General features: G+C 62.0%; 11 protein-coding genes. 10 read left to right on the plus strand and 1 reads right to left on the minus strand.

Translation table 11 applies throughout. From position 1 onward, the window contains the following. Nucleotides 1-209 precede the first annotated feature (209 nt). From hflK to ACFJIT_RS05015, 3 genes are all read left to right on the plus strand, one after another. Nucleotides 210-1,364 (plus strand): FtsH protease activity modulator HflK, encoded by a 1,155-nt coding sequence (hflK, locus tag ACFJIT_RS05005; protein WP_379655217.1) that lies wholly within the window; start codon nt 210-212, stop codon nt 1,362-1,364. Beyond that, the gene (gene hflC / locus ACFJIT_RS05010) at nt 1,361-2,224 is read left to right on the plus strand and encodes a protease modulator HflC (RefSeq protein WP_379655218.1); all 864 of its coding nucleotides are present in this window, start codon (nt 1,361-1,363) and stop codon (nt 2,222-2,224) included. Before hflK ends, hflC begins: the two co-directional genes overlap by 4 nt. Nucleotides 2,225-2,861: 637 nt before the next feature. Then, nucleotides 2,862-4,154, plus strand: coding sequence for an adenylosuccinate synthase (locus ACFJIT_RS05015; protein ID WP_379655219.1), 1,293 nt, complete (start codon nt 2,862-2,864; stop codon nt 4,152-4,154). Between the two features lie 158 nt (nt 4,155-4,312). Here ACFJIT_RS05015 and ACFJIT_RS05020 read toward each other — a convergent pair whose 3' ends face one another. After that, a complete protein-coding gene (locus ACFJIT_RS05020) occupies nt 4,313-4,900 on the minus strand; it encodes a DUF4375 domain-containing protein (RefSeq protein WP_379655220.1) in 588 nt (195 codons plus the stop codon). A 215-nt stretch (nt 4,901-5,115) separates the two neighbouring features. Here ACFJIT_RS05020 and ACFJIT_RS05025 point away from each other — a divergent pair, with 215 nt between their 5' ends. The 7 genes from ACFJIT_RS05025 (at nt 5,116) to ACFJIT_RS05055 (ending at nt 13,356) form a co-directional block, all read left to right on the plus strand. Then, nucleotides 5,116-5,379 carry a YlcI/YnfO family protein gene (locus tag ACFJIT_RS05025; protein WP_379655221.1) on the plus strand — a complete coding sequence of 88 codons (264 nt, stop codon included), beginning with the start codon at nt 5,116-5,118 and terminating at the stop codon, nt 5,377-5,379. Nucleotides 5,380-5,385: 6 nt separating this feature from the next. Then, entirely contained in the window at nt 5,386-5,691 is a 306-nt protein-coding gene (locus ACFJIT_RS05030) for a type II toxin-antitoxin system RelE/ParE family toxin (protein ID WP_379655222.1), read from the plus strand. Between the two features lie 79 nt (nt 5,692-5,770). Continuing rightward, nucleotides 5,771-8,152, plus strand: a complete 2,382-nt coding sequence (hsdR, locus tag ACFJIT_RS05035) for an EcoAI/FtnUII family type I restriction enzme subunit R (protein WP_379655223.1) — start codon at nt 5,771-5,773, stop codon at nt 8,150-8,152. Nucleotides 8,153-8,215: 63 nt separating this feature from the next. Then, complete coding sequence (locus ACFJIT_RS05040; RefSeq protein ID WP_130533374.1) at nt 8,216-8,851, plus strand: transcriptional regulator; 636 nt, start codon at nt 8,216-8,218, stop codon at nt 8,849-8,851. After that, nucleotides 8,851-9,573, plus strand: coding sequence for a hypothetical protein (locus ACFJIT_RS05045; protein WP_379655224.1), 723 nt, complete (start codon nt 8,851-8,853; stop codon nt 9,571-9,573). The genes ACFJIT_RS05040 and ACFJIT_RS05045 overlap by 1 nt, the downstream gene beginning before the upstream one ends. Nucleotides 9,574-9,577: 4 nt before the next feature. After that, nucleotides 9,578-11,047, plus strand: a complete 1,470-nt coding sequence (locus ACFJIT_RS05050) for an N-6 DNA methylase (protein WP_379655225.1) — start codon at nt 9,578-9,580, stop codon at nt 11,045-11,047. Next, nucleotides 11,044-13,356 carry a restriction endonuclease subunit S gene (locus tag ACFJIT_RS05055; RefSeq protein ID WP_379655226.1) on the plus strand — a complete coding sequence of 771 codons (2,313 nt, stop codon included), beginning with the start codon at nt 11,044-11,046 and terminating at the stop codon, nt 13,354-13,356. The genes ACFJIT_RS05050 and ACFJIT_RS05055 overlap by 4 nt, the downstream gene beginning before the upstream one ends. The last annotated feature ends 243 nt before the right edge of the window (nt 13,357-13,599 follow it).

Raw genomic sequence — 13,599 nt, forward strand, 5'->3', positions numbered from 1 at the left:
GCGTAGAAGTACCAGCGCGGCCGTGGGCGGTGCGTGGTCTGGCACCCGGCCGCGCGGGCAGTGTTCAGGTTTGCCGGGCCTTGTCATCGCGGCGCTTCGTCGCCATGACGCCCCTGTCAGCGGGCAGCCCCGGGGCAAGCGGGTAGAATCGGCCGGCGCCGTGCCCCCGCCACATCGGGCGCGCTGCGTCTCATCAATTCGGAGTTGGCATGGCCTGGAATACCCCTGGTAGCGGTTCGGGAAACAACGGAAGCGGCAACGGGCCGGGCGGGGGGCGCAATTCCTGGAAGCCGGGACAGGGCGGCGGCCTGGACCAGATCCTGGCGCGCCTGCGCGCCCTCTTCGGCGCCGGCGGCGGTGGCCCGCTGCGCTGGGTGCTGGTGTTCGTCGTGCTGCTGCTGGCCTTCAGCAGCTTCCAGCTGGTGGGCGAGCAGGAGCGCGGCGTGGTGCTGCGCTTCGGCCAGTTCGCGCGGATCATGCAGCCCGGCCCCAACTTCAAGTGGCCCTGGCCCATCGAAAGCGTGCGCAACGTGCAGGTGACCACCATCGGCACCTGGGGCCTGCAGGAAATGCCCGTGCTGACCAACGACGAGAACATCGTCAACGTCACCCTCAACGTGCAGTACCGGATCAACGACCCGCGCCAGTACCTCTACGGCACCCAGGACGCCGACCAGGTGCTGCAGCAGGCCGCGCAGAGCGCGGTGCGCGAGCAGGCCGGCCGCGCCTCGCTGGAGGACGTGCTCAACAAGCGTGGACCGCTGGCCTCGGCCGCCAAGGAGCGCCTGCAGGCGGCGCTGGACGCCTACCACACCGGCATGGTCGTGACCGACCTGACCCTGCCCAATGCGCGCCCGCCCAACGAGGTCAAGCCGGCCTTCGACGACGTCAACAGCGCCCAGCAGAGCCGCGAGCGCCTGGTCAACGAGGCCCAGGCCTACGCTGCGCGCGTGGTGCCCGAGGCCCGTGGCGAGGCCGCGCGCACCCGCACCGCCGCCGAAGGCTACAAGGAGGCCGCCATCGCCAACGCGCAGGGCGACGCCGACCGCTTCAGCCTGCTGCAGCAGCAGTACGCCGCCGCGCCGGAGACCACCCGCAAGCGCCTGTGGCTGGAGACGGTCGAACAGGTGCTGGGCCATAACCGCAAGGTGGTCGGCGGCGATGGCCGTCAGCTGATCTACGTACCGATGGACGCCAACGCCCAGGCCAAGGTGCTGCCTCCGGCCTCGACCCTGCCGCGCCTGCCGACCGACACGCTGCTGCCGGCGGTGCAGAGCGCGGGCGGCAGCGACAGCGCCGCGTCGACGCCGACCGACCCGCTGCGCCCGCCGCGACCCACCGGCCGCGAGGAGGGCCGCCCATGAAGACTTCCGTGACCGTGGCCGTGATCGTGGCCGCCCTGCTGGCGCTGATGGGCTCGGTGTTCGTCGTGCGCGAGGACCAGACCGCGATGGTGCTCAACCTGGGCCGCGTGGTGCGCGCCGACGTCAAGCCGGGCCTGCACTTCAAGCTGCCGCTGGTGGAGACCGCGCGTGTGTTCGACCGCCGCTTCCAGATCCTGGAGACCGCGCCGGAGCGCTACTTCACCTCCGAGCAGAAGGACGTGTCGGTGGACTTCTTCGCCATCGGCTACATCTCCGATGTGCGCGCCTACTACCGCGCCACCGGCGGCGACCAGCGCAACGCCAACGCGCGCCTGGCGCCGATCGTGACCAACTCGCTGCGCAACGAGATCAACTCGCGCACGCTGACCCAGCTGGTGTCCGGCGACCGCAGCGAGATCATCGCCAGGCAGCTGGTGTCGATCAACGCGGCGATCAAGAACCTGGGCATGCAGCTGGTGGACATCCGCCTCAAGCAGATCGACCTGCCGCAGGACAGCAAGGTGCTGGGCGAGGTCTACGACCGCATGCGCGCCCAGCGCCAGCAGGTCGCCAGCGCGCTGCGCGCCGAGGGCGAGGAGCAGGCCCGCACCATCCGCGCCGAGGCCGACCGCCAGGCCACGGTCATCGCGGCCGAGGCCGAGCGCGACGCCCAGCGCCTGCGCGGCGAGGGCGATGCCCAGGCCGCGCAGCTGTACGCCAAGGCGTCGGCTGCCGACCCGGGCTTCTACGCCTTCTACCGCAGCCTGGAGGCCTACCGGCAGTCCTTCGCCGACGGCAACGCGGTGATCGTGCTGGACAAGAACGACCCGTTCCTGCAGTACATGAAGTCCGATCGCTGATTGGCTGTTGTTGATCCATTGATGGAAGTGGAGCGGGGCGCCTTGGGGCGCCTCGCTTTGTTTGGGGGTTTGTGCTTTTGGTTGGAGCGGGGCTTGTTTTGATCCCTTGTGGGGGCTCTGGAAGCCAACGCTGAAAGCGAGCAAAAGCAGCGGAGCAAGCTCCGCTCTACAGAACGCGCGCGACCGTCCGCAGGCGCCCGACCGTCCGCCCGCGTGTGACCGTCCGCTCTTGTAGAGCCGAGCTTGCTCGGCTGCTCTTAGCCCGCACCGCCAATCAGTGCGAGAGCCTTGCTTCTCCAGAGAGGCGAACTTGCAGCAGCGAAAGGCAGCCCATCCTGCCCAACGCCCGACCAAGCGCATCCCCATCGCACGCAAAGCCAATGCCACGCCTCTCGCAACCTGAACGACATCCCCACCACCCAAGGTGGCCCCCGTCCCGCAAAACCCGGATAATGCACAAAAGCCGGCCGGGCGCTTCCCACCAGAAGCACACCCTTCCGGCTTTTTCCGTGTCCTGGATGCGGTGATGCGCGTGCGGCCCGCCCCGATGGCGGCTGACATACACGCACCTCACACTCCAGACCGCACGGCCCAAGTCCGCGGCCCCGATGGCCGCAACAAAACAGGAGTACCCGTCATGGGTCAGTCAGTGGTGGTGTTGGGCGCCCAGTGGGGCGATGAAGGCAAGGGCAAGATCGTCGATCTGCTCACCGAAGAGATCGGCGCCGTCGTGCGCTTCCAGGGCGGCCACAACGCCGGCCATACCCTGGTCATCAACGGCAAGAAGACCGTGCTGCACCTCATCCCGTCCGGCATCCTGCGCCAGGACGCGCTGTGCCTGATCGGCAACGGCGTGGTGATCAGCCCGGCCGCGCTGATCAAGGAGATCGACGAGCTGGAAACGGCCGGCGTGGAAGTGCGTAGCCGCCTGAAGATCTCGCCGGCCGCGCCGCTGATCATGCCGTACCACATCGCCCTGGATCAGGCCCGCGAGAAGGCCGCCGGCGGCAAGGCCATCGGCACCACCGGCCGCGGCATCGGCCCGGCCTACGAAGACAAGGTGGCGCGCCGCGGCATCCGCATCGCCGACCTGCATTACCCCAAGCAGCTGGAAGAACTGCTGCGCACCGCGCTGGACTACCACAACTTCGTGCTGACCAAGTACCTGGGCGTGGAGGCGGTCGACTTCCAGAAGACCCTGGATGAGGCGCTGGCCTTCGGCGAGTACGTGCAGCCGATGAAGTCCGACGTGGCCGGCATCTGCCACGACCTGCGCAAGCAGGGCAAGCGCGTGCTGTTCGAGGGCGCGCAGGGCGCGCTGCTGGACATCGACCACGGCACCTACCCTTACGTCACCAGCTCCAACACCACCATCGGCGGCGCGCTGGCCGGCACCGGCGTGGGCGCGCAGGACATCGACTACGTGCTGGGCATCGCCAAGGCCTACGCCACGCGCGTGGGCGGCGGCCCGTTCCCGACCGAGCTGGACGACGCCATCGGCCAGGGCATCCGCGACCGCGGTGCCGAGTACGGCGCCTCCACCGGCCGCCCGCGCCGCTGCGGCTGGATGGACATCGTCGCGCTCAAGCGCGCCGTGGCCATCAACGGCATCTCCGGCCTGTGCATCACCAAGCTGGACGTGCTCGACGGCATGGAGAAGCTGAAGGTCTGCATCGCGTACGAGTACAACGGCAAGCGCACCGAGTACGCCCCGCTGGACGCGCAGGGCTGGGAAGACTGCACCCCGGTCTACCTGGAGTTCCCCGGCTGGAACGAGACCACCCACGGCATCACCGAGTGGGACAAGCTGCCCGCCGCCGCCCGCGCCTACCTGCGCGCGCTGGAGGAACTGGCCGGCTGCCCGATCAGCATCGTCTCCACCGGCCCGGACCGCGACCACACGATGGTGCTGCAGGATCCGTTCGCCTGATTGCACGTTGTGCCCCCTCTCCCGCGTGCGGCAGAGGGCGGGGGTGAGGGCCTTTCAGCGCCTTTGCCCATGCCAAGCCCCGCGCAAGCGGGGCTTGGTGCTTCTGGCGATAGAAAATTCGTTCCAGTGGTTCGGTGCCGATGCAACGCCCGCGATCCTTACGATCCTTCAGACTGGAACAACCCATGGTGCAAGGCGAATGCCTGGCACCTGTCGGAAAGTCGATCCGGGTCTGCGCAGAATCGCCCGTCCAATGCGTCGAGGCGTCTGTCGTCCGGGCGCATTTGAATCACCCGCTGACGTCGGGTCCAGGTATCCACGGGAACGCTCCCAAAGCCAAACAGGATCTGTTTCGCTTTTTTCAGGAGCTCCAGCGAATGCGTCGCGCCCATGGATTCCAGGCCGACAACCGCCCATTCGTAGTGTTCACCCGAACTGTTGAAGAAGAACTGATCAAAACCGCCGTTGTAGACCTCATCAGCCAAGCAGCCCACCGCCCAGTACTGCTTCTCCACGTCGGACAGGCGTTCGATGCCGCCATCGTCACCGTAGATACGCGCTATCAGCGAGCGCCAATAAATTCGGGATGGATCTGTCGCGTCGAGTTCGCGCTCCCGCTGATGGCTCGCCTTCGAGGCTTCGATGCTGGCGCGCCTGCCCGATTTGCAGGGCAGGCACACGCCGCCGTTTCGGGCAGCCGTCGTTTCCAGAATCGGTGCACCACATGCGTTGCAGGGAACCTTCATCACACCATCCAGGGCCCAATCTCAAGCGTAAGAGCATGATCCGTACGTTGTATACCCGATGGACAGATCCCCTGGGTGCGGCTATACGAGCTAGCCTCAGCCGCCCGCGTGGTGCGGCTATCTCATTGATCTGGGGCGATCCTTCGCCAGTAGCACTTGAACGCCTGCGCATCACTTGAGACCATGCATCGCAATTGCAACGCATGAGGTGTGGGATGAAAACCGCGTCGCTGCCGTCCCTGCGGGTCGATCCAGAACTGCGCGAAGCCGCCGAGTCGGTCCTGCAAAAGGGCGAAAGTCTGTCCGCCCTGATGGAGCAGTCGCTGCGCGATGAGGTGCGGCGTCGCCGGCACCAGGCCGAATTCATCGCCAGAGGCCTGGCTTCGCGCGAGCAGGCGCGCCAGACAGGGCGCTACATCGATGCGCAGGATGTGTTGGACGGACTGCAAGCAAGCTTGGATCGCGCACGAAAGGAATAGGCCGGGATGGCATGGACCATTCGCTTTACGGAAGAAGCGCAGCAGGACCTGGAGCGCTTATACGACTGGCTGCTGCAGCATGCGGCGTGGGACTACTCCGTTGCCGAACGGGCCCTGCAGGCCATGCGCGAAGGCATCGCCCTCCTCGAATGCGCACCGATGAGCTGCCGCAAGGCCACGGCGGATCCGTTCTTGCGAGAGCTTGTGATGGGCTTGAGCAGTGCGGGATACGTGCTGTTGTTCGAGATCGAGAACAGCACGACGGTCACCGTCCTGGCCGTCAGGCACCAGCGTGAAGATGACTATCATTAGGCGGCGAGTCAATCGATAAATGGCGCCTGTGCCCGGAGCGCGTCGCCAATTACGGGAAGCTGGAGATAAGAGGGATTGAATGGACAAGTCGTCGTTAACCGAGCGCGATATCTGCACGAAGTTCATCATTCCTTCAATCGTCACTGCGGGCTGGGATATGGATCTCCAGGTGCGCGAAGAAGTCGCTTTTACCAAGGGGCGTGTTGTCGTTCGCGGCAAGCTGCACAGCCGAGGGTTGGCGCGTCGTGCCGACTTCGTGCTCTACCACCGCGCCAATCTTCCTTTGGCCGTGATCGAGGCAAAGGACAATAGGCATGCCGTTGGTTCCGGCATGCAACAGGCGCTGGGGTATGCAGATGCGCTGGATGTTCCGTTTGTGTTCTCAAGCAACGGCGACGGATTTCTTTTCCACGATAGAACCGCAACCGGCGGCAAGGTCGAAACCGAATTGACGTTGGACCAGTTTCCCTCGCCACAGGAACTGTGGCGTCGCTATTGCCTCTGGAAGGGGTTTGGTGAGGACGCACGACAGGTGGTCGAGTCCCCGTACTACGACGATGGCAGCAGTCGCTCGCCGCGCTACTACCAGATCAATGCGATCAATCGAACGATCGAGGCTGTGGCCAATGGTCAGAACCGCATCCTGCTTGTGATGGCCACCGGAACCGGAAAAACCTATACCGCTTTCCAGATCATCTGGCGGCTTTGGAAGTCGCGCCAGAAGAAGCGCATCCTGTTCCTGGCTGATCGCAATATCTTGGTCGATCAGACAAAGAACAACGATTTCAAGCCGTTCGGCGCGGCGATGACCAAGATCACCAAGCGCCAGATTGATACGTCCTACGAAATCTACCTATCCCTGTACCAGGCGGTGACCGGCGTAGAGGACGTCAAGAACATCTACAAGCAGTTCTCTCGGGAGTTCTTTGACCTTGTCGTCATCGACGAATGCCATCGGGGCAGCGCGGCCGAGGATTCTGCGTGGCGGGAGATCCTGGAGTACTTCTCTGGTGCCACGCATATCGGTCTGACCGCGACGCCAAAGGAGACCAAGGAGGTCTCCAGCAGTACTTACTTTGGAGAGCCCGTCTACAGCTACACGCTGAAGCAGGGCATCGAAGACGGCTTCCTGGCACCGTACAAAGTGGTTCGCATTGACTTCGATGTCGATCTGCAGGGCTGGCGGCCACCCAAAGGGATGCGCGACAAAAACGGCGAGTTGATCGAAGATCGCATCTACAACCTGCGGGATATGGATCGCCATCTTGTGGTCGAAGCGCGGACATATCTGGTCGCGCAGAAAGTCACCGAATTCCTAACTGCCACCGGTCCATTCCAGAAGACCATTGTCTTCTGTGACGACATCGATCATGCCGAGCGTATGCGCCAAGCCTTGGTGAATCTCAATCCGCAGCGCGTCGCGGAAAATCGGAAGTACATCATGCGCATCACCGGCGATGACAATGAGGGAAAGGCCGAGCTCGACAATTTCATCAGTCCGGAAATGCGCTACCCCGTCATCGCGACCACCAGCAAGCTGATGACAACCGGGGTTGACGCGCAAACCTGCAAGCTCATCGTGCTGGACCAGCACATCAGGTCGATGACCGAGTTCAAGCAGATCATCGGTCGCGGGACGCGCATCAATGAAGACTACGGCAAGTATTGGTTCACCATCATGGATTTCAAGAAGGCGACCGAACTGTTCGCTGATCCATCATTCGATGGAGACCCGGAGGTGATCTACAACCCCTCGCCCAACGACAGTCCTGTACCGCCTGAGATCGGAGGCGGCGAGGGTGGCGACGGCGGTGTGATCGGCGATCCTCCAGATGGCGGTGATGACGTCACCATCGGAGGTGAGGATGGGCCGAAGCGCATCAAATACGTCATCGACAAACTATCGGTATCGGTCGTGGCCGAGCGCGTCCTGTATTACGGATCCGATGGCAAGCTCATCACCGAGTCGCTGCGCGACTACACCCGCCAACGCGTCCTGCGCCAGTTCGCATCGCTCGATGACTTCCTGCGGCGCTGGAGTGATGCCCAGCAGAAGAAGGCCATCATCGACGAGCTGGCTAGCCAGGGCGTGTTATGGGAGGAGCTGGCCGGCGAGGTCGAGAAGAAGCTCGGCCAGCCACTTGATCCGTTCGATCTGATCTGTCACGTGGCCTTCGATCAACCGCCGCTGTCGCGCAGGGAGCGGGCGGAGGGTGTGCGCAAGCGCAATTACTTCGCCAAGTATCAGGGCAAGGCGCGGCAGGTACTCGAAGGCTTGTTGGACAAGTACGCCGACACTGGGGTGGAGCACATCGAGGACATCAGGATCCTGCAGCTCGACCCATTCCGTACCCTTGGAGCACCGGTCGAACTTGTGGCCGCCTTTGGCGGCAAGACGGATTACCAACAGGCCATCCTGGAGCTGGAAAGCCAGCTATACAGCAGCGCGGACGTTGCCTGAGCTGCTTTCCATAGTATTCTTGTCCTTTGTTTCAGGACGAGGGACGGTCCATTTCCGTTACTCATGAAAAGTCAAGACATTCTGCTCCTGCTGAAACTGGTCAGCCTTGAGCGCCAGCAATCGGTCCCTGTGCGCGGCGAGAAAGCCGCGCTCGGCATTCCCGATGACTGGCGCGGCTGGGCCATGTCGTCAGCTCAGGAGGATGAGAGGGCGACCGGCCTGGCCGAAGACGCGTTCTCCGTGCGTGGCCTTGAGGAATCCACCGGCATCAGCAAATCGGAAGTCAGTCAGGCGCTCCGGCGTTGCGCCGACGTGGGATTGGTCCTACCCGAGCGTGGCAGTGGAATCCCGCGCGTCAACACGCGCGCCTTGCTGGGCTTTGTGATGAACGGGCTGAAGTATGTGTTCCCGGCGCGCCCAGGCCCGATTGTCCGAGGCATTCCCACGGCACACGCCGCGCCGGTACTGGCCGATCGTTTGTTGTCCGCGGGCGAACACATCTACGTCTGGGAGGACGGCTACGGCAGCGAACAGGGTCAGCGCGTGGAGCCCCTGTACAAAAGTGTGCCGCGTGCCGTCCGTCGCGATGCGGAGCTGTACGCCATGCTGGCATTGGTGGATGCGATAAGGCTGGGGCGTGAGCGTGAGTCGGCGCTTGCCGGCAGTGTGCTGACCCAATATCTGCGGGAGGTACCGTAATGGGCGCGCCTGGAAACTGGGATATCCAACAGCACATGCTGGCACGCGTGGCTAAAGCGCTTGGGCCGGATCTGCTGCCGGAAGTCGCCTTCGTCGGAGGCTGCACCACCGGTCTGCTGATGACAGACTCGGTAAGCCGGGAAGCTGTCCGCTTTACCGAAGACGTCGACCTGATCGTGCACGTCATGGGCTTGGGTAGTTGGTACCGCCTGCAGCAGGTGCTGGCGGGTAAGGGCTTTCGCACCTCGCCCAACGACGACGTCGTCTGCCGCACCCGCCTGCGCGATCAGCATCCCAGTGAGCTGATCGTCGATTTCATGCCCGACGACGCTGCCGTCCTCGGATTCAGCAATCGTTGGTACGCCGATGCGCTGCGTGAGGCGTACGATCACGCGCTGCCGACAGGTGTGACGATCCGCGTGGTCACTCCACCCTACTTTCTGGGCACCAAGCTGGAGGCCTACCGGGGCCGCGGCAACCGCGATCCATTGGCCAGCCGGGATATCGAGGACATCCTCAATGTCGTGGATGGCCGCGCCAGCCTGTGCGATGAGGTCGCGCAGGCGTCCACGGCGTTGCAGTTGGATATCGCCCAGGGGATCGCCGAACTCCTGCGCCACCGCGACTTCAGCTATGCCGTTCAGGCCACTTCCAACAACAACCGCCAGCGCGAGGAGTTGATCTTCACGCGGCTGGACGCACTTGCATCATTCAACAGGTAACACGATGTCGATCAGCAGTACCATCAAATCCATCCAGGACATCATGCGCAAGGACTCCGGCGTCGACGGAGACGCCCAGCGCATCGGCCAGCTGGTGTGGATGTCGTTCCTCAAGATCCTCGATGACCGAGAGCAGGAATGGGAGCTCATCCACGAGGACTACCGTTCGCCGTTGCCGCAGCGCCTGCGTTGGCGCAACTGGGCAGCTGATCCGGAAGGGATCACCGGAGAGGAGCTGAAAACTTTCATCGATATCGAGCTGTTTCCCGGGCTGCGCGACCTGAAACCGCGCCACAGCAAGCCGCTGGGCTTTGTCGTGCGTAATGTGTTCCAGGACGCCTACAACTACATGAAGTCCGGGCAACTGATCCGCCAGGTGCTCAACAAGATGCAGAGTGGCGTGGACTTCAACAAGGCGCAGGAGCGCCATGCCTTCGGCGACATGTACGAGCAGCTGCTGCGCGACCTGCAGAGCGCCGGCAACGCAGGCGAGTTCTACACGCCGCGCCCGGTTACCGAGTTCATGGTGCGCATGGTCGATCCCAAGCTGCATGAAAAGGTGATGGACCCTGCCTGTGGCACCGGTGGTTTCCTCACCTGCGCCATCGAGCACAAACGCCAGCGTTATGTGCGCACCGCCGAGGACGAGGCAATCCTGCAGGCCAGCATCTTCGGCGTGGAAAAGAAGCCGCTGCCGCACCTGCTGGCTACCACCAACATGGTGCTGCACGGCATCGAGGTGCCCAGCCAGATCAAGCACGACAACACCCTGGCTCGCCCCTTGATCAACTGGGGGCCGGGCGAGCGGGTCGAGTGCATCGTCGCCAACCCGCCGTTCGGCGGAATGGAAGAAGACGGCATCGAAACCAACTTCCCCACCGCCTTCCGCACCCGGGAAACCGCCGATCTGTTCCTGGTGCTGATCATGCACCTGCTCAAGGACGGTGGCCGCGCCGCCGTGGTGCTGCCAGATGGCTTCCTCTTCGGTGAAGGCATTAAGAGCCGCATCAAGGAAAAGCTGCTCAGCGAGTGCAACCTGCACACCATCGTGCGCCTGCCCAACGGCGTGTTCAACCCCTATACCGGCATCAAGACCAACCTGCTGTTCTTCACCAAGGGCACGCCCACCAGGGTCGTGTGGTTCTATGAGCACCAGTACCCGGCCGGCTACAAGAGTTATTCCAAGACCAAGCCCATGCGCGTCGAGGAGTTTGCTATCGAGGAGGCTTGGTGGGGCAGCGAGGCAGATGGCTTTGCCACGCGGGTGGAAAACGAGTTCGCCTGGAAGGTCAGCTTCGACGAGCTGCAAAGCCGCAACTGGAACCTCGACAGCAAGAACCCTCACGTCGGCGAGCAGATAAGTCACGACCCGGACGAGCTGTTGCGCAGCTATGCCGCTCTGCAAGGCGGGATTGGCGAGCTGCGCGACCAGCTCAAAGCTGTGCTGGCCGAAGCGCTGGAGCGCCGGGTATGACGGCGCTGCTGACCGACAATCTTCCGCTGCTTGCGGGTGCGCCCAATGGCATCAAGAAGCTGCGCGAGCTGATTCTGGAGCTGGCGGTACGCGGCAAGCTGGTGCCGCAAGACCCAAGTGACGAGCCGGCCAGTAGGTTGCTAAAGCGGATTGCCGAGGAGAAGGCGCGGTTGGTGGCGGAGGGGAAGATTAAGAAGCAAAAGCCGCTCGCTGATATAAACGCGGACGGGGTGCCGTTTGAAATTCCGGTGACCTGGGAGTGGGCTCGTCTTGGCGAAATCACCAACTTTGGTATCACTATCAAAAAAGGAGAAATTCCAGAGGATGCCTGGGTACTCGATCTGGAGGATATCGAAAAAGACACATCAAAACTTTTGCAGAAAGCTTGTCTTAAAGAGCGCAACTCACTCAGTGACAAGAACAGTTTTACTAAAGGCGATGTCCTCTATGGAAAACTTCGCCCATATCTCAATAAGGTTCTGGTGGCTGACGAGGACGGATTCTGCACAACTGAGATTCTTCCTTTCAGATGCTACGGTCCTTTTGTAGCTCACTACTTCATGGTAGCGCTGAAAAGTCCGTACTTTCTCAGCTATGTGAATGCTCGGAGCTACGGTATGAAAATGCCTAGGCTAGGAACCGAAGACGGTAGGCAAGCCTTTTTTCCACTTCCCCCGCTCGCCGAGCAGCATCGCATCGTCGCCAAAGTCGATGAGCTGATGGCACTGTGCGACCGTCTGGAAGCCCGGCAGGCCGATGCCGATAGCGCCCACGCCAAACTGGTGCAGGCGCTGCTGGGCGGCCTGACCCAGGCTAGTGATGTCGAAGACTTTGAGCAAAGCTGGCAGCGCCTGGCCGAACACTTCCATACCCTGTTCACCACCGAATCCAGCATCGACGCCCTCAAGCAAGCCCTGCTGCAACTGGCGGTGATGGGCAAGCTGGTGCAGCAAGATCCTAGCGATAAACCGGCCAGCGCGCTTGTACATCGAATTCATGCTGAGAAGCAGCGCTACCTGGCTGAATCAAAGGCCCGTAAACAAAAGGATTTCGCTACAGAATCGCGCCCGGAGCCACCATTCGAAGTTCCTGATGGCTGGGAGTGGCGAACTATTGATGATGTTCTGCATGTAACGGGCGGCGTAACCCTTGGGCGACAGCTTGCCGGTCGCAAGCTAGTGTCTAAGCCCTATCTCCGCGTGGCGAATGTCCAGCGGGGTCGCTTGACGATGGATCACATCAAGGAAGTCGAAGTACCGGAAGACGAAGTTGAGAAGTACCTACTTCAGCGCGGCGATCTGCTGATTACTGAAGGTGGTGATTGGGACAAGGTCGGACGTACAGCAACGTGGCGAGATGAGCTGCCTGAATGTCTCCATCAAAATCATGTATTCCGGGCGCGTGCAGTTACAGCAGATTGGGAGCCTCGCTGGGCTGAGATGTATCTGAACTCTGCCTCAGCAAGAGAGTATTTCGCTGGCTCGTCAAAACAGACCACAAATCTTGCTTCCATCAACATGACCCAACTTCGGGCATGTGCGTTTCCGTTGCCGCCGCTAGCCGAACAACACCGCATCGTCGCCAAGGTTGATCAACTGATGGCACTCTGCGACCAACTCAAAGCTCGCCTCGGCGAGGCCCGCCAAGTGCATGGGAATCTGGCTAATGCATTGGTTGGCCAAGCTTTGAATGGTGAGAAGGAGTCGAGGGCTGAGATTGTCGACTTCAGTGCTTATCTGATCTCAAAGCTCGCGCTACAACGCACCTTTGGCCGTGTTGCGCATATGAAGTTGCTGTTCTTGGCGGATTCTCATCTGGGCTTGCGCTTGATGGATGGATATCGTCGCCATGCTGCTGGCCCACTCGATACGTCGATTTACCGGGTGGAGGAGCGTGCCGCTCAGAAAGGGCTGTATACGACCTCAGTCGAGGTGCTCAAATCTGGGCAGGAAAAGGTCGCCTATCACATCGGGGCGAACATCAATCGCTCTGTCGAAATGGCGGCTGCTGCACTCGGCGCTGGTCGGAAGGAGTTGGATCGTCTTATCGCGCTATTCGAAGGGCGTAAGACGGACGATCTGGAGGCCGTCGCAACGCTGTACGCAGTCTGGAACGATGCGCTTGCTGAGGGGCTCCATCCCAATGACGAGTGGTTGATCAATGAGTTTCGCGGCAACTGGCATGAGGCGAAGGAGCGCTTCACACCGGACATCTTAGGTAAGTGGCTTGGCTGGATGCGCGATCATGGACTTGTCCCGACGGGTAACAGTGCGGTGACGAAGCCACAGGCAGCTTTCTTGTTCAAATGAATCTGTGGCGTTCTGGGTACGGGCTGATGGCAACGGATCGTTTGAGTTCTGATGAGGAAGCCTCGTTGCCGTTGGCTAATTATGCGTTTCCCCTGCTCGCAGCAGGGCTCGATATCCATGCTTGACGTCGGGATTTTTCAGTAGCAGTCTTGCTGCACGGAGCCTCGAAACTCCGCAGACAGCGGTACCCACCTCCGATAAACCGGTGGGTTTTTTGTGCCTGGATGTTCTGCAGGCGCAACC

This window comes from Pseudoxanthomonas sp. UC19_8, from assembly GCF_042700505.1.
Classification (GTDB): Bacteria; Pseudomonadota; Gammaproteobacteria; order Xanthomonadales; family Xanthomonadaceae; genus Pseudoxanthomonas_A; species Pseudoxanthomonas_A winnipegensis.